Raw genomic sequence first — 15,516 nt, 5'->3', positions numbered from 1 at the left:
ATCCGGCATGCTCTATGGGACTAACGAGCCACCCGGCGGAATTATTCCGATCGACCGCATTCCATTGGACGAGAGCCATGACCATTAGGTGAGGGGCGATTGGCGCGGCCGCACTTATGACCAGAGCGTTGCGCCGTGCGTTGTTTCGTATCCCATGGCGGTTTTCGAGATACCGAAACAGGTCTCCCTGTTCCCTCCCTAGGCGGCCTAAAATGCCTGCCGCTCAACCTCAAGAGAACCTAGCGCGACTGTCGCGGGCTGTTTCGCTCAGAGCTGCGACCATCCGCTTGCCCTTATCATCAAAATCAGGATTATATTCCTCCCCGTTGCGGCGAACCCTTCAACGGAGATCGCCGATATCTCCACATGAGCGGCGGTGGTGTCGACTTTTCCCTTGCCCGGCTCAACGGTCCAAGTGCCGGTTTTCCCTGCTTCGGCGTTGGCGATAAACCGGCGCTCTTCTTCAAGCTGCTGGCTTAGTTCTTCTCGGAAGGCCTTCCACTGGTGTTGCGGGCATCGGTTTCCATCCTGTCTTGCCCCAGTCGGGAATTCCGATTTGGAGCCGCCATTGCACAGCTGCCCTGCGACATGCGAGTTTGTCAACCAAATGGCTCATCGGGAGTCTCGTCATGTCCATTCGCCGGATTGCGTTGACCTCGGCAGCGGTCACGCTTGCCTTCACAACCCTCGCCCAGGCCAGGCCGGACACCCGCGCCATGACCTGCCAACAGACGCAGGCGCTAATCCAGAGCCATGGCTCGGCGGTGCTGACCACCGGCCCGAACACCTATGCCCTCTACGTCCGCCGGTACAGCAATGCGTGCGACTGGTCGGAAATCCCAGCGGTAGGGTTTGTGCCGACGCTCGATGGCCAGTGCTTGGTTCATCGATGCAGAGAGCCGCTCTACACTCCTCCCGGCTGACGGTGACGAGCATAGCTATTCTGCTGCGCCTTTCGGCAGGTAGCCCTTAGCCTCAAGGTCGTCCCCTGTGAGTTTCTGGACATACGCAGCGACCATGCGCCTGTCTGCCTTTGGGTCCTTGGAACCGAGTCACATCATCGGCGTTACCGGCCAACCAAACGCTGCCAACGATATGGAGGAACGCGCGTGATCGAGTTGACCGAGACGGAAAAGCGCTTTCTCAAGCGCGTTGACACCATCACTCACGTTCCCTGGTCGAACAAAGTCACAGCCGCAGATGCCAACGGCAAGCCCATGCGTATCGCGAGGGCAACGTTTGTCCGATTAAGAGACGACGGCATCATCATCCGATCTACTAGCGACCTGACCTCGAACACCTACGTCATTAATCCTGCACCCGTGACGCCACAAGTCGAGGAAGTGCAGGAAGCGTCCTGATCGGGCGGGGATTAGCAAACCCGCAAAGCCGGGGGCCTTGCGGGATCGCCCAGGATTTCACTCGGCTCTCAGTACCTGGTGTCTGATCAACCAATCACGAATGATTAATCGGACGGCTTCAGGTCGCGAAACATCATGCTCGGCAACAAATTGATCGACGCCCGCCAGCATGTTCGGTTGAAGGCGGACCATGATCGGCACACCCTTTCCGGTGGGGGCCGGGCCGCGCCGTTTCTTTGATATCACGGTTTCTTGCTTTGGCATAAAAACTCTGATATCAGAATTCCCGTTCTTGCGGAAGCGCTAGAGCCTCACACACAACCGAATTGGAGAAGATCCGATGCCGAACACCCTTGTTCGGGCTGCCGCCGAAGGCATGCCCGCGATCAACCGCCGCCGCCTGCTCAACCTGACAGGGGCAGGCCTCGCTCTCGCCGCCACCGCTGCCAGCGTTCGCAATGCTTCAGCCACGCCGGTCGCCGCGCCTGCCGAGCATCCCGACGCCGATCTGTTCCGGCTCGATAAGGAACTGGAAGAAGCTCACGCCCGGATGGAAAGGGCATCGGAAGCTAACAGAGGAGTCAGCGGCAAGATCGAGGCCTTCTTGCCGCCAAGGCCGCTTCATCCCACTGACTGGAAATCGCCGCAGATGCCGGCTCACCTGAAACAACTAGAGGATGATGCGCTTAAAACCCTGTCCTTCCATGATGTAGCCACCAAGGACGATTGGAAGCCGGAACCGGTTCGCGCATGGCGTGAGGAAATCAAGAGAAAAAGCGCACGTCCAAGCCGAGTGGGAGGAATGGTCGGCCCTGAGAGACGAGCGGTACCGCGAGCACAACTATGAAGCCCTGGAAGAGGCATTCAGCGCGGTTTGCAGCGAGGAATGGGAAACAGGCATGCGCATTTGTGCGATCCCTGCCCAGACGCTTGAAGGAATGGCGGTAAAGCTTCGCGTGAGCGACAGATTGGGACTGGAGGATTTTGGCGATCCCAACGAGGCCTTCTTGTCGATCGCCGCCGATATCAGGCGCCTCGCCGGGGATGCGTCATGCTGAAGAAGGACCGCGTTGCCCACTACCTAGAGAAAGCCGAGCGCTTGGAATACATCATCCCGAACTTCGACCCGGCGAACGGGGACATGATCCTGGTATTCAAGACCGAAGACGCCACCGGCGGGCGCTCATTCCGCCTCTCGCCCGAGCTGGGCGCGGAGTTCCGTTCCTAAATTTTCCAGGCGATCCGCGAAAAGGCAAACTGACAAGTCATTCCTTATCCGAAACGACAAGGCCCGCTGCCCTCACGGTGGCGGACTTTTTGAATCTCGATAATGAATGCTGCGGGTTAGTGGCCATCGCGCTTTGAGGGCGCAAGCCGGCGGATCAGATCGATTTCCTGGCCGACCGTGTTGGCGCGGAAATGGGCGCCTTCCGACAGGAGTTCGGCGCGCATCGTTTCAAGCTTCCGAAGCGTGTCGGAAGCCTCTTTGGCGGTGGGGTGTGCTGTTTTCATAACCCATAAATACCGGACTGGTACTAGAAGTGGTTTCGAGATTGAACGGAATACCCCGATGCCAACCCGCCTCCGCGAATGCCCCTTTGACAACAGCCGCGACATCACCGTCGAGCATTTCGACGGCGACGACTATCACGTCAAGTGCAAGCGCTGCGGCGCACAGGGCCCGACTGCCGACACATGGGCTGAAGCAGAGAAGCGTTGGAACGATCGCGGCAGCAGCGACAAGCACTAACCCGCACACACCAGTAGCCCGCTGCCCTCACGGTGGCGGGCTGTTTGGATTGCGGTTCCCGTAGTTGAACAGTCAAGCAATAGCGCCGCCGGCCTCGTTCCCAGCGGCGTTCACCATCTCCACGAAGGCAGAGTAGTTCTCCGCGACCTTAGGCATCTTCAGGCGCCTCGTTTCGGTGCCATCCTTGTCGGTCGTACTGATCTCGTTGGTCTTGAGTGCAATTTCACCCTTCCTGATCGTCATGAAGTGTAAATGCGGGCTAACACCATCCACTGGATGGTCAGAAACTTCGAGGCTGAGAGACAGCGCCATCATCTGTGACCAGCCCTCGCTTGCTTGCATACTGATTGTGGCGCCCGGTTCACGGAAATAGGTTCGGACCAGCCTTTTGTACTCGCGGACCTTGGACCCGGAGCCGATATGGAGAGCAGCGAAGAGATCTCGCGTAGCAGCGTGTGGCACGAAATGCGGCGCCACCATGCGGATGATGGCGATGGGCGTAGCGCCAGGCCAGCCCATGTCGCGTTTGAATGAACAGCCCACCAAGAGCAGCTGGCAGCCGACATCACGCTCAGCGGCGGGCTGGCGCCTGAACACCTCGCGCGCGATGCGCTGGATGCCCACTGCCGCTGCTTCGGGCTCGTACGCCTTCCCCGGTGGCGTTGCCACGCTGTAGCGGCTCTGCAGAACCTCCCAGATGGCAAAACCGCAGGCTACCGAGCCGGCGAATCCTAGCCCAAAGTACGGGCCGAGGGCGTAGACCTTCCTGAGCATGTCGCGGCGCTGGCCGTTCCGAAGCGAAACCCTGACGTCCGAGACGAGCAGGCCAACGCCAAAGACGGAGGAAGCTCCAATCACCCATGTCATGCGGACCCGCCCGTATGGTGTTAAGGGATTGCGACAGTCGCAGGAAACTATTGGAAAGCAACAAGAGTCCCGGCTCACGCCGAATCTGTTCACGGAAATTCGCGGGCGTTTATTCGATGCATATTCGACGCATCGCTGGCATTGTTTGCTAAGTGCTTGAAATTGATGGTACGCCCAAGGGGAATCGAACCCCTGTTACCGCCGTGAAAGGGCGGTGTCCTGACCGCTAGACGATGGGCGCGCTCAGATGTGAGCGCTTATAGTTGCGTTGCACCAAACCGGCAACCCGTCTGCCGCTACCTGCGACAACTTTTTTCGGTGACCGCAAAACCGCGCATTTTCGGCGATTTCCCTGGTTCGACGCGGCACCGTATGCCGTCCTGAGACGGCACACGGCGGGCGTTGCATGGACGAGAGGGAGAACCAGCCGTTACCGCCGCCGACGGCAGCGCCAGTTCCAGTCGCGCTCGGGACCGACGTCGATGTGGACGGATTCGGTATGGCAGTAGGTGCCGACGCCGCCGCGCCCTGGCATGCTGCGGATGTAGCTTGCCAGCTGCGCTTTCGAGACGCCTGGAACCTGGATGTCGGCGGCGGCGCAATACATGTGCAGCGAATTCTTGGCGCCGTTGGCGCGGCGGTTGCGGGCCGGGTCACGATAGCCGGAGGTGACGATCATCTTCTTGCCGTAGTGGCCCTCGATCGTCTTCAGCACTCGGACCAGCGAAGGTTTCAGGCAGGCAACGTCGACATTCTCGGTCTGCTTCAAAAGACCGTTGGGCGCCAGCCGGGCAAGTCCGGGAGCGTATGCCACCTGATAGGCGCCGCCTTCATCCTCGTTCAGATCGACGTCGCTGTCGTCGTCGAGGCCGGATTTGCGCTTGATCTCGAAAAGCGCGGTCTTGCGCACGCCAGGCAGCGCGTCATCGGTGAAACGGCTGGTATCGCCGAGCGAAGCCAGTTGCACCGGCTTTTCAGCTGATTTGGCCGAGGCCAGGGTGATGGCGGGTTTTGCCGCCGCGTTGGGCTGAGCCGCCTTGGGCTGAGCGGCCTTGGGCTGCGCCGCCGGCGGCTGCTCGCCCGACCTGTTGCTGGCCTGCGGGGCAGGTGCTGCCGAGGCAGGCGTGCTGAACAAAGAGGCGAGGAACCCCTTCTTCTTCGGCGCATAGGCCTGCGGCTCTGCGGCGGTCACATAGACCGGGTTGCTCATCGCCGGCGCGGCGGAGTTCGGCGCGGCCGTGCCGGCATCGGCGGTTTCAGTCTTCTGCGCAGCAGCGTCGGCCTGTTCAACCGTCTGCGCCGCCTGTGGCTGCGGCGTCTGGCCCGCAGCCGCCTCTGCGCCCGCTTTGGCCGGGACGGGGAAGCCGGCATCCGATTTGGCGCCTCCCTGGGGGGCCTGCGCCCCCGGCTTAACCGCTGGCACATGAGCGACCTGCTCAGGAAGGCTTGCGTCGCCCTTGGCGGTCATCGTCATTTGTGAAGTCGTCATCTGCGACGATGAATCAGTGGTGACCTGTTGGCTGCCGGAGGCCGTGTCCGGTGCCGAGGCATTGTAGCCGGGCATGCCGACGGACAGGGATGGGTCGCCGGCCGAGGTGCAGGACGCTAGGAGCACGGAGAAAAGCGCGGCCGCAATGGCGCGGCTTTCTCCCTTCGCGAGGCGCGATCCTGCTGATTTCAAAACCAAATTCCCCCTCGATGTCCGGTCGGTACTTCATTGGCGGCACCGAAACGTCTCGCCGCAATAAATCCTTGTCCCCGAACGGAAACGAGACCTGTGTCAAATCCGCAAGCCCCAGAGTAATTCGACGGCTAGAGAAGAATCGGGAATGCTTAAGGGTTGACGACACCATTTCGCCCTCTTTTACCGGCGCGTCAACTCACCACACATTACAGAAGGTTACACACGCACCTTGACATAGGTGCCTGGCGCATCGCCCAGGGTTTTCATGTGCTTGCCGGGTTTGCGGGCCTGCACGCGGGTGTCGTCCTTGGCCTCGATCCAGCGTTGCCAGTGCGACCACCAGGAGCCGGGATGGTTGGTGGCCTTGGCGAGCCACTCGTTGAAGTCGCCGGTTGGCTTGCCGCCGGTCCAGAAGTGATATTTCTGCGCAGCCGGCGGATTGACGACGCCGGCGATGTGGCCGGAGCCGGCCAGGACGTAGTCGACCTCGCCGCCGAAATATTTCGAACCGAGAAACACCGAAAGCGCCGGCGCGATATGGTCTTCCTTGGAGGCGAGGTTGTAGACCGGGATGGTGACATCCTTCAGCGAGACGACGCGGCCCGCCAGTTCCATCTCGCCTTGCGAAAGTCTGTTCTCGAGATAGCAATTGCGCAGGTAGAAGGAGTGGTTGGCTGCGGCCATGCGGGTCGAATCGGCGTTCCAGTAGAGCAGGTCGAAGGGCAGGGGATCCTTGCCGCGCATGTAGTTGTTGACGACATAGGGCCAGATCAGGTCGCCCGAGCGCAGCATGTTGAAGGCGGTCGCCATCTTGGTGCCGTCGAGATAGCCTTTCTCGTTCATCGCCTTTTCGACGGCCGCGACCTGCTCCTCGTCGACGAACACTTTCAGGTCGCCGGCATGGGTGAAATCGACCTGCGTGGTGAAGAAAGTGGCCGATTTGATGCGGTGGTCGCCTTCCTGCGCCAAAAGCGCCAGGGCGGCCGCCAGAAGCGTGCCGCCGACGCAATAGCCGACGGCGTTGACGTCCTGTTCGCCGGTGGCCTTTTCGATCGTGTCCAGGCCGTATTGCAGGCCCTCTCTGATATAGGCCTCCCAGCTCTTGGTGCCGTGCCGCTCGTCCGGGTTGATCCAGGAGATGACGAAGACGGTGTGGCCCTGCTCGACGGCCCAGCGGATGAAGGATTTTTGCGGGTTGAGATCGAGAATGTAGAATTTGTTGATCCATGGCGGGCAGATCAGCAGCGGCCGCTTGAGCACGGTCTCGGTCGCCGGGTCATATTGCAGGATCTCGGCGACGTCGCTGCGGCCCACCACCTTGCCGGGTGTCGTGGCCAGGTTCTTGCCGATCTCGAAGGACGAATAGTCGGCCTGCCTCAGTTTCAGGTCGCCCTTGCCGGCGGCGATGTCCTCGGCCAGCATCTTCATGCCGCGCACCAGGTTTTCGCCATTCGAAGCGATGGTCTCGCGAAACAGTTCCGGGTTGGTCAGGATGAAATTCGACGGCGAAATGGCGTTGGACACCTGCTTGACGTAAAAACCGGCCTTGTGGCGGGTGTGCTCGTCCAGGCCGTCGGCGTGCTCGACCAGCTCGTTCGCCCAGCGTGAGGTGACGAGATAGGCCTGCTTGAGGAAATCGAAGAAAGCGTTGCGGCCCCATTCCGGGTCCTGGAAACGCTTGTCGCCGGGCTCGGGCTTGAACGCGCCTTCGGCGTCTTCGCCGCCGTCGCTGAGGCGCTGGATGGAGTTGGCCCAGACGGTCATGTAGCCGGAAAACAGCCGCGTTTGCGCCTCCAGCGCGCGCTGCGGATCGGAAAGCCAGTATTCGCTGAGCTTGGAGAAGGTTTTCACCATATCGACGACCGGCTCGGCGACATGATCGCGCACCTCGCCTTTCTCGCGCGGCTCGGCCCATGCGGAAGCCGCCTTGCCGGCCTGCTCGATCATGCGGGCCATGTTCAAGGCGAAGCGCTCCGGATCCTTGACCAGATATTGCTCGACGGTCGAAGGCCGGTCATCTTCCGCTTTGCCCGAATCGCGTGTTTTGGACATGGTTCGCGGGGTTCCTCCCGAAGCGTTTTCTTGACATAGTATCATGGCACATCCAACAGGGTCCAACGCGCTCTATCTTGGCTGCCCGGGAAACAATATGACGACTGATACTGGCAAAACTGTTTTTTCTGGCACTGGTCGTTTTTGCCGCACAGGCGCGGCGGTCGTCTTTTTGGCGATCGCCGGCTGTTCGAGCACCAACGTCGAGGGCGCCACGCCTGTCGCGGCTACCGACGGGCCGAAGAACACCGGCACCTATCCGAACCTGAATATCCCGCCGCAGGCGGCGGCGGAGCAATTCACCGAGGCGGAAAAGAACGCCAAGCTCGCCCAGTTGAAGGCGGAGGCACAGGCGCAGGGCTCAAAGGGCGGCGCGGTCAAGGTCGCGAACCCGGCGGCGCTGAACACATTGGCGAAGCTGCACGGCGCCGATGCGCTGAAGCAGATCGAAGCCAAATGCGATCCCGCCCTCGACCCTACCTGCAAATAGGATTATATCGCGCGACCGACAACCACCTTTGCCAAAACCACTTTGACCGTCTGGAATTGAACCCACCACTGGAAACGACATGGAAGAATTTCACAAGGTCCGCCGGCTTCCGCCCTACGTCTTCGAGCAGGTCAACCGGCTGAAGGCCAGTGCCCGATCGCGCGGCGCCGACATCATCGACCTTGGCATGGGCAATCCGGACCTGCCGACGCCCAAGGCCATCGTCGACAAATTGTGCGAGGTCGTGCGCGACCCGCGCACGCACCGCTATTCATCGTCGCGCGGCATTCCGGGCCTGCGCCGCGCCCAGGCCAATTACTATGCCCGCCGTTTCGGCGTGAAACTCGACCCGGACACGCAAGTGGTGGCGACGCTGGGCTCGAAGGAGGGCTTCGCCAATATGGCGCAGGCGATCACCGCGCCCGGCGACGTGATCCTGTGCCCAAATCCGACCTATCCGATCCACGCTTTCGGCTTCATCATGTCTGGCGGCGTCATCCGCTCGTTGCAGGTGGAACCGGACGACGGCTTCATTCCGGCGCTGGAGCGCGGCATCCGCCATTCGATCCCGAAGCCGCTGGCGTTGATCCTCAATTATCCGTCGAACCCGACGGCGCAGGTCGCCTCGCTCGATTTCTACAAGGAGGTGGTGGCCTTCGCCAAGAAGAACGACATCATCATCCTGTCTGACCTTGCCTATTCGGAAATCTATTTCGACGGCAATCCGCCGCCCTCGGTGCTGCAGGTGCCGGGCGCGATCGACGTGGCGGTCGAGTTCACCTCGATGTCGAAGACCTTTTCGATGCCCGGCTGGCGCATGGGTTTTGCCGTCGGCAACGAGCGGCTGATCTCGGCGCTGACGCGGGTGAAATCCTATCTCGACTACGGCGCCTTCACGCCGATCCAGGTGGCTGCCGCGCACGCGCTCAACGGCGACGGCGCCGATATCGCGGAAGTGCGCGACATCTACCACAAGCGCCGCGACGTCATGGTCGACGCCTTCAGCCGCGCCGGCTGGGTCGTCCCGGCGCCGGCGGCGTCGATGTTCGCCTGGGCGCCGATCCCGGAGCCGTTCAAGCATCTCGGCTCGCTCGAATTCTCCAAGCTTCTGATCGAGCACGCCGACGTGGCGGTGGCGCCGGGCGTCGGCTTCGGCGAGCATGGCGACGATCATGTGCGCATCGCGCTGGTCGAGAACGAGCACCGGATCCGGCAGGCGGCGCGCAACATCAAGCGCTTCCTGGCGTCCAGCGCCAAACAGCCCAACAATGTGGTGCCGCTCGCCGCGCATCGTTGAGTTGCCACAGATCACATCGACCAAATTCTTGAGGGGCGTCGCCGGACATGGCTGAAGCGTTGCGTGTTGGAATCGCCGGTCTCGGCACTGTCGGCGCTTCGGTGGCGCGCGTGCTGCGCGACAAGGCGGCGGAACTGACTCGGCAATGCGGCCGCGAGGTCGTCGTGTCGGCCGTTTCGGCCCGCGATCCCAAACGCGACCGCGGCGTCGATCTCGGCGCGGCCAAGTGGTTCGACGATCCGGTAGCCATGGCGCAGACCGCCGAGATCGATGTCTTCGTCGAACTGATCGGCGGCGACGAAGGGCCGTCGCATTCATCGGTGAAAGCGGCGCTTGAAGCCGGCCGCCACGTCGTCACCGCCAACAAGGCGCTGCTCGCCAAGCATGGCGTGGCGCTGGCCGAGACCGCCGAGAAGAAGGGTGTTCTGCTCAATTACGAGGCGGCGGTGGCGGGCGGCATTCCGGTCATCAAGACGATGCGCGAGGCGATGGCCGGCAATTCGGTGACCCGCGTCTTCGGCATTCTCAACGGCACCTGCAACTATATCCTGACCCGCATGGAAGCCGAGGGCCTGTCGTTCGACGACTGCCTGAAAGATGCGCAGCGGCTGGGCTATGCCGAGGCCGACCCGACCTTCGACATCGAGGGCCACGATACCGCGCACAAGCTGTCGATCCTGACCAGCCTTGCCTTCGGCACGAGGATTGCCGCCAACGACATCTACATGGAAGGCATTTCCAACATCAGCCAGGCCGACATCCGCGCGGCCGGCGATCTCGGCTACCGGATAAAGCTGCTCGGCGTCGCCCAGCGCACGGAAAGCGGTATCGAACAGCGCGTGCACCCGACCATGGTGCCGACGGCCTCGGTCATCGCGCAGGTGCACGGCGTCACCAATGCGGTGGCCATCGAAACCGATATCCTTGGCGAGCTTTTGCTCTCCGGTCCGGGTGCCGGCGGCAACGCCACTGCATCGGCGGTGGTCGGCGACATTGCCGACATCGCCAAGAGCCGGCCCGGCTTCCAGCACGGTCCGGTGTTCGGCCTGCCGACGAAGGAATTGCGGCCGTACAAGAAGGCGCAGATGCGCAGCCATGCGGGCGGCTATTTCATCCGGCTGACCGTGCATGACCGCATCGGGGTCTTTGCCGCCATCGCCAAGCGCATGGCCGACAACGAGATTTCGCTGGAATCGATCGTGCAGCACGCCGCCGGGCCGGATACCGCCTTGCAGAAGACAGTGATTCTCGTCACCCACGAGACGACGGAAGCGGCGGTCCGCAAGGCCGTCGACGGCATCACCAGGGACGATCATCTGACCGACAAGCCGCAGGTCATCCGCATCGAGCGGGCGGAATAGGCATATCGCTTTTCTCCTTCAATCGATTGATATCGTTGTGTTTTCAAAAAAGACCCGCAGAGGTCTTGCTGTTGTCATGGAGCTTTGACACAACCGGCGCGCCTCTGGCGGGAGGCAATGTGCCAACGAGGATTGTCCACCGATGAACGTTGCCCAGAACATCGTCGCCGGCCTTGACCGGATACTCACAATGGAACTGGTGCGTGTCACCGAACGCGCCGCCGTTGCGGCAGCCAGATTGCGCGGACGCGGCGACGAAAAGGCCGCCGACCAGGTCGCGGTCGACGCGATGCGCGAAGAGCTCAACCGCCTCGCCATCAACGGCACGGTGGTGATCGGCGAAGGCGAGCGCGACGAGGCGCCGATGCTCTATATCGGCGAAGAGGTCGGCTCCGGCAAAGGCCCGGCGGTCGATATTGCGCTCGATCCGCTCGAAGGCACGACGATCTGCGCCAAGAACCTGCCCAATGCACTGGCGGTCATCGCCATTGCGGAAAAGGGCAGCCTTCTGTTCGCGCCCGACGTCTACATGGACAAGATCGCCATTGGCCCGGGTTATGCGGACGGCGTCATCGACATCGATGCCGCGCCGGCCGAAAACATCGCCAGCCTGGCCAGGGCCAAGGGCGTGGCGGTGTCGGAGATCACCGCCTGCATCCTCGACCGGCCGCGCCATGGCGCGCTGATCGAGGCGGTGCGCGCCACGGGCGCTGCGATCCGGCTGATCGGCGATGGTGACGTCGCCGGCGTCATCCATACCACCGATCCGGACGAAACCGGCATCGACATCTATCTCGGCACCGGCGGCGCGCCGGAGGGTGTGCTGGCGGCGGCAGCGTTGCGTTGCACCGGCGGCCAGGTGCAGGGAAGGCTGATCCTCGACACGCCGCAAAAGCTGGCGCGCGCGGCGAAGATGGGCATCCTCGATCCGAAGCGGGTCTACCGCGCGCAAGACATGGCGCGCGGCGACGTGCTGTTCGCGGCAACCGGCGTGACCGACGGCAACATGCTGGCCGGCGTCAAGTTCGGCCGCAATTTTATCACCACGCATACGATCGTGCTGCGCTCGTCGTCGCGCACCGTGCGCGAGATCAGGGCCAGGCACCAGGATCTGGAAAAGTTTTGATTCCCGACTCGGCTGGCCGTCGCATATTGTGAGAAATGACAATCCGCAGACGGCGCGTCGCATGACGGGCGAAAACCGTATCTTCCTCGATGTCAGGCAGTCGGCATCAGGTGTTTCCTGGGAGCACCGGTTGACCGAGCGGCAGGACATGACTGCGCTTGCCATAGCGCAAGGCTATGGCGTGCCGGACATCGTTGCGCGCGTGCTTGCCGGGCGCGGCGTGACCGCCGAGCAGACCGAGCGGTTCCTGGATCCGACCATCCGCGATCTTTTGCCGGACCCGGCGTCGCTGACCGACATGGACAAGGCCGCCGCCCGCATCGCCGGGGCAGTCGTTGCCAGGGAAAAGGTGGCGATCTTCGGCGACTACGATGTCGACGGCGCCGCCTCGTCGGCGCTGCTCAAGCGGTTCCTCACGCATTTCTCGGTGCCTGCGGAGATCTACATACCGGACCGTATCTTCGAAGGGTACGGCCCCAATCCGGAAGCGATGCGCGAACTCGTCTCGCGCGGCGCGACGCTGATCGTCACCGTCGATTGCGGTACCAACAGCGCCGTATCCATCGACGCGGCGAACGCTGCCGGCGCCGATGTCGTGGTGCTCGACCACCACCAACTCGGCGGTCCGTTGCCGGCAGCGGTTGCGGTCGTCAATCCCAATCGCGAGGACGACCTTTCGGGGCAGGGCCATCTTTGTGCCGCCGGCGTCGTCTTCCTGGCGCTGGTGCAGACGGCGAGGATCCTGCGCGGCCGGTTGCCCGATGCCGCACCGCCGGACCTGCTCGGCTTGCTCGACCTCGTTGCGCTGGCCACCGTTTGCGACGTGCTGCCGCTGACCGGCGTCAACCGCGCCTTCGTGGTCAAGGGACTGCAGATCGCACGCCAGCAGAGGAACGAAGGATTGGCGGCGTTGGCGCGGGTCTCGCGCATCGGCGAGCCGGTTAGCACCTTTCATCTGGCCTATCTGATCGGCCCGCGCATCAACGCCGGTGGGCGCATCGGCGACGCAGCACTCGGCAGCCGCCTGCTCGCCACCGACGATCCCGTCGAGGCCCGCACCATCGCCGAGACGCTGGACCGGCTCAATCAGGAGCGGCAGCAGATGGAACTGGAAATGCTGGCCGCGGCCCGCGTCGAGGCCGATGCCGAGCTTGCCGGCGGCAATGGCCCGGCCATCGTCGTCACCGCCAGCTCCAACTGGCATCCGGGCATCGTCGGCCTGCTGGCCTCGCGGCTCAAGGACCATGCGCGCCGGCCGGCTTTCGCCATCGCCTTCAACGCCAATGGTGTCGGCACCGGGTCCGGCCGTTCGGTGTCGGGCTTCGATCTTGGCCGGCTGGTGCGCGAGGCGGCCATTGCCGGGCTGATCGTCAAGGGCGGCGGCCATGGCATGGCGGCCGGCATCACGGTGGAGCGGGCGAAACTTGGCGCGCTCAGGGCCTTCTTCGAGGAACGAGCGGCGGCCGAGGTGTTCCGGCTGCAAGGCGAGGAAAGCCTGGCGATCGACGGCGCGCTGGCCGCCGAAGGCGCGACGCTTGGCCTGCTCGATGCACTGGAGAAAGCCGGCCCGTTCGGCGCCGGGCATGTCGCACCGGTCTTCGCGCTGCCGCGCCATCGCCTTGCCGATGCGAGGCCGGTCGGCACCAATCACATCCGCGCCGAGTTGCAGTCGGAGAGCGGTGGACGCATCCAGGCGATCGCGTTTCGCGCCGTCGATACGGCGCTCGGCGAATTCCTGTTCAAGAACAGGGGCAAGCCGGTGCATGTCGCCGGTTCGCTGTCGGGCAATCACTGGAACGGCAACCGCACGGTGCAGTTCCGCATCGTCGATGCCGCGCGCGCCTGAGGATAGCTTCCGTTTTCTGCGCGGACCTTCAGTTCGGGTCGCGCTTCAGGCGAGAACCGCCTGCAGGCGGGCCAACTCGTCGATCTGCGCCATCGTCACCAGATAGCCGATGCGGATCGCCTCGTCGGCGCGATGGAATTCGGTCAGGCCGATATGGCTGAGTTTTGGCTGCAGCGACATATCAGGCGGGTCGCCGGCAAGACGCGCCCGCGAAATGCGATCCTGGATGATGTTGAAGGCTTCGACCATAACTCCGGTGATGCCGAGCCGTGTCTGGTACTGGTGCCCTGTGTCGATCAGGCCGGGCCTTGGCGCGTCCTTCTCGACGACCAGTTCGCCGGCGCTGTGCTTGATGACGGCGGCGCGGCCGAACAGATCGTAGTGAAGGTTCACCGCGACCACGAGCGGCTGCTCGTAGGCGCGGCAGACCGAGACCGGGACCGGATTGACCAGCGCACCGTCGACCAGCACGCGACCGTTGCAACTGACCGGTTCGAATACGCCGGGCAGGGCGTAGGAGGCGCGCATGGCGGTGATCAGCGAGCCGCCCGACAGCCAGATTTCATGGCCGGTGCGGATCTCCGTGGTGACGCAGACGAAAGGTTTTGGCAGATCCTCGAAACGGATGCCGGCCATGTGCTCGCGCAGCCGTGCATCGAGCTTCATGCCGCCGAACAGTCCGCTGCCGCGCAGGTTGAGATCGAGAAGACCAAAAATGCGCCGCTTGGTCAGGCTTCTGGCGAATTCTTCCAGCTCATCCAGCTTGCCGGCAAGATAGCAGCCGCCGACCAGCGCGCCGATCGAGGTGCCGGCGATCATCGACACTTCGATGCCGGCTTCGTCGAGCGCGCGCAGCACGCCGATATGGGCCCAGCCACGCGCGCAGCCGCCGCCCAGCGCCAGCGAAATGCCTGTTTTCCTGGCGGGGCTCTTTTCGGATGCACCGGCGGACGATGACAGGCCATTCGCCTCCCGAACGTCTGGTCTGTTATGCAATGACGCCCATTCGAGCATCACAATCTCCCTTGTCCCGCGGCTAAATTATCGGCAGGCCGTATCGAAATCATGAATATACGTGATTGCAGTTCGGCGAATGGTTCAAATAGATGGTTCATGAGGCTTTCGATACGTTTCTTGCGTATCGAACAGCGGCTTGCTGCCATCGTTGGCAAGCGTCCCCTTGCCGTCGATCAGTCCCACCGTCCGATAAAAGCAGGAACGCCGGCCGGTGTGGCAGGTTGCGTCATGGCCCATCACTTTGACGCGCAACCATATTGCGTCCTGGTCACAATCCGTGAGCATCTCGACGATTTTCTGGACATTCCCGGACGTTTCGCCCTTCTTCCACAGAGCGCTGCGCGAGCGCGACCAGTAGTGGGCAATGCCGGTTTCCAGCGTCAGCGCCAGCGCCTCGGCGTTCATATGCGCGACCATCAGCAGCATGCCGTCTTCGGCATCGGTGACGACGACGGTGACCAGGCCGCCGGCATCGAAGCGCGGCGAAAAGACCGTGCTTTCTTCCAGTGCTTTCTTGTCTGATGGAGCTTTCGGAAATTCCACTGCCGACATCGCCGGTCCTTGTTCAGAGCCTCGCCGAGCACGATCGGATCGGAACGGGCGAGGCTCTGTCTTGTTGTTTGGCCATGATCTGATCCGAGAACCGGTTCTCATTTCTCGCGACC

Annotated in this window: 17 protein-coding genes and 1 tRNA gene; 11 read left to right on the top strand and 7 right to left on the bottom strand. The window is 62.6% G+C overall.

The window, feature by feature from the left end; translation table 11 throughout:
• Positions 1-267: 267 nt before the first annotated feature.
• Positions 268-603 carry a hypothetical protein gene (locus AC0L2M_RS16310; protein WP_473535348.1) on the bottom strand — a complete coding sequence of 112 codons (336 nt, stop codon included), beginning with the start codon at positions 601-603 and terminating at the stop codon, positions 268-270.
• Positions 604-629: 26 nt separating this feature from the next.
• Here AC0L2M_RS16310 and AC0L2M_RS16305 point away from each other — a divergent pair, with 26 nt between their 5' ends.
• The 6 genes from AC0L2M_RS16305 (at position 630) to AC0L2M_RS16280 (ending at position 3,111) form a co-directional block, all read left to right on the top strand.
• Complete coding sequence (locus AC0L2M_RS16305) at positions 630-923, top strand: hypothetical protein (protein ID WP_091591761.1); 294 nt, start codon at positions 630-632, stop codon at positions 921-923.
• A 186-nt stretch (positions 924-1,109) separates the two neighbouring features.
• Complete coding sequence (locus AC0L2M_RS16300; protein WP_128172287.1) at positions 1,110-1,361, top strand: hypothetical protein; 252 nt, start codon at positions 1,110-1,112, stop codon at positions 1,359-1,361.
• Between the two features lie 340 nt (positions 1,362-1,701).
• On the top strand, positions 1,702-2,208 hold the full coding sequence (locus tag AC0L2M_RS16295) for a hypothetical protein (protein ID WP_473535347.1): 507 nt from the start codon (positions 1,702-1,704) through the stop codon (positions 2,206-2,208).
• A 52-nt stretch (positions 2,209-2,260) separates the two neighbouring features.
• On the top strand, positions 2,261-2,419 hold the full coding sequence (locus tag AC0L2M_RS16290; RefSeq protein WP_419693510.1) for a death domain-containing protein: 159 nt from the start codon (positions 2,261-2,263) through the stop codon (positions 2,417-2,419).
• Positions 2,413-2,589, top strand: coding sequence for a hypothetical protein (locus tag AC0L2M_RS16285; protein ID WP_473535346.1), 177 nt, complete (start codon positions 2,413-2,415; stop codon positions 2,587-2,589). The genes AC0L2M_RS16290 and AC0L2M_RS16285 overlap by 7 nt, the downstream gene beginning before the upstream one ends.
• A gap of 342 nt (positions 2,590-2,931) precedes the next feature.
• Complete coding sequence (locus AC0L2M_RS16280) at positions 2,932-3,111, top strand: Lar family restriction alleviation protein (protein ID WP_473535345.1); 180 nt, start codon at positions 2,932-2,934, stop codon at positions 3,109-3,111.
• Positions 3,112-3,183: 72 nt separating this feature from the next.
• Here the strand turns inward: AC0L2M_RS16280 and AC0L2M_RS16275 are convergent, their stop codons facing one another.
• The 4 genes from AC0L2M_RS16275 to AC0L2M_RS16260 all read right to left on the bottom strand — a co-directional run bounded on the left by AC0L2M_RS16275 (position 3,184) and on the right by AC0L2M_RS16260 (position 7,714).
• Positions 3,184-3,978, bottom strand: a complete 795-nt coding sequence (locus AC0L2M_RS16275; protein ID WP_473535344.1) for a hypothetical protein — start codon at positions 3,976-3,978, stop codon at positions 3,184-3,186.
• A 166-nt stretch (positions 3,979-4,144) separates the two neighbouring features.
• Positions 4,145-4,219: transfer RNA gene (locus AC0L2M_RS16270), tRNA-Glu, on the bottom strand.
• A 189-nt stretch (positions 4,220-4,408) separates the two neighbouring features.
• Positions 4,409-5,665 (bottom strand): YcbK family protein, encoded by a 1,257-nt coding sequence (locus tag AC0L2M_RS16265; protein WP_473535343.1) that lies wholly within the window; start codon positions 5,663-5,665, stop codon positions 4,409-4,411.
• A 213-nt stretch (positions 5,666-5,878) separates the two neighbouring features.
• Positions 5,879-7,714 (bottom strand): PHA/PHB synthase family protein, encoded by a 1,836-nt coding sequence (locus tag AC0L2M_RS16260; RefSeq protein WP_473535342.1) that lies wholly within the window; start codon positions 7,712-7,714, stop codon positions 5,879-5,881.
• Between the two features lie 172 nt (positions 7,715-7,886).
• Here AC0L2M_RS16260 and AC0L2M_RS16255 point away from each other — a divergent pair, with 172 nt between their 5' ends.
• The 5 genes from AC0L2M_RS16255 (at position 7,887) to recJ (ending at position 13,834) form a co-directional block, all read left to right on the top strand.
• Positions 7,887-8,204: a hypothetical protein gene (locus AC0L2M_RS16255; protein ID WP_473535341.1), complete on the top strand. Its 318-nt coding sequence runs from the start codon at positions 7,887-7,889 to the stop codon at positions 8,202-8,204.
• A 79-nt stretch (positions 8,205-8,283) separates the two neighbouring features.
• The gene (locus AC0L2M_RS16250) at positions 8,284-9,501 is read left to right on the top strand and encodes an LL-diaminopimelate aminotransferase (RefSeq protein ID WP_077383891.1); all 1,218 of its coding nucleotides are present in this window, start codon (positions 8,284-8,286) and stop codon (positions 9,499-9,501) included.
• 47 nt (positions 9,502-9,548) lie between these two features.
• Positions 9,549-10,862, top strand: a complete 1,314-nt coding sequence (locus tag AC0L2M_RS16245; RefSeq protein ID WP_473535340.1) for a homoserine dehydrogenase — start codon at positions 9,549-9,551, stop codon at positions 10,860-10,862.
• A gap of 142 nt (positions 10,863-11,004) precedes the next feature.
• The gene (gene glpX, locus AC0L2M_RS16240; RefSeq protein WP_473535339.1) at positions 11,005-11,988 is read left to right on the top strand and encodes a class II fructose-bisphosphatase; all 984 of its coding nucleotides are present in this window, start codon (positions 11,005-11,007) and stop codon (positions 11,986-11,988) included.
• 61 nt (positions 11,989-12,049) lie between these two features.
• Positions 12,050-13,834, top strand: coding sequence for a single-stranded-DNA-specific exonuclease RecJ (gene recJ / locus AC0L2M_RS16235; protein ID WP_473535338.1), 1,785 nt, complete (start codon positions 12,050-12,052; stop codon positions 13,832-13,834).
• A gap of 45 nt (positions 13,835-13,879) precedes the next feature.
• Here the strand turns inward: recJ and AC0L2M_RS16230 are convergent, their stop codons facing one another.
• Together AC0L2M_RS16230 and hisI are read right to left on the bottom strand one after the other, a co-directional pair.
• Positions 13,880-14,848 carry a patatin family protein gene (locus AC0L2M_RS16230; RefSeq protein WP_473535337.1) on the bottom strand — a complete coding sequence of 323 codons (969 nt, stop codon included), beginning with the start codon at positions 14,846-14,848 and terminating at the stop codon, positions 13,880-13,882.
• An 84-nt stretch (positions 14,849-14,932) separates the two neighbouring features.
• On the bottom strand, positions 14,933-15,403 hold the full coding sequence (gene hisI / locus AC0L2M_RS16225; protein ID WP_023801042.1) for a phosphoribosyl-AMP cyclohydrolase: 471 nt from the start codon (positions 15,401-15,403) through the stop codon (positions 14,933-14,935).
• Positions 15,404-15,516 lie beyond the last annotated feature (113 nt).

It is taken from the genome of Mesorhizobium sp. WSM4806, assembly GCF_055811635.1.
This window is presented reverse-complemented; position numbering and strand designations above follow the sequence as displayed.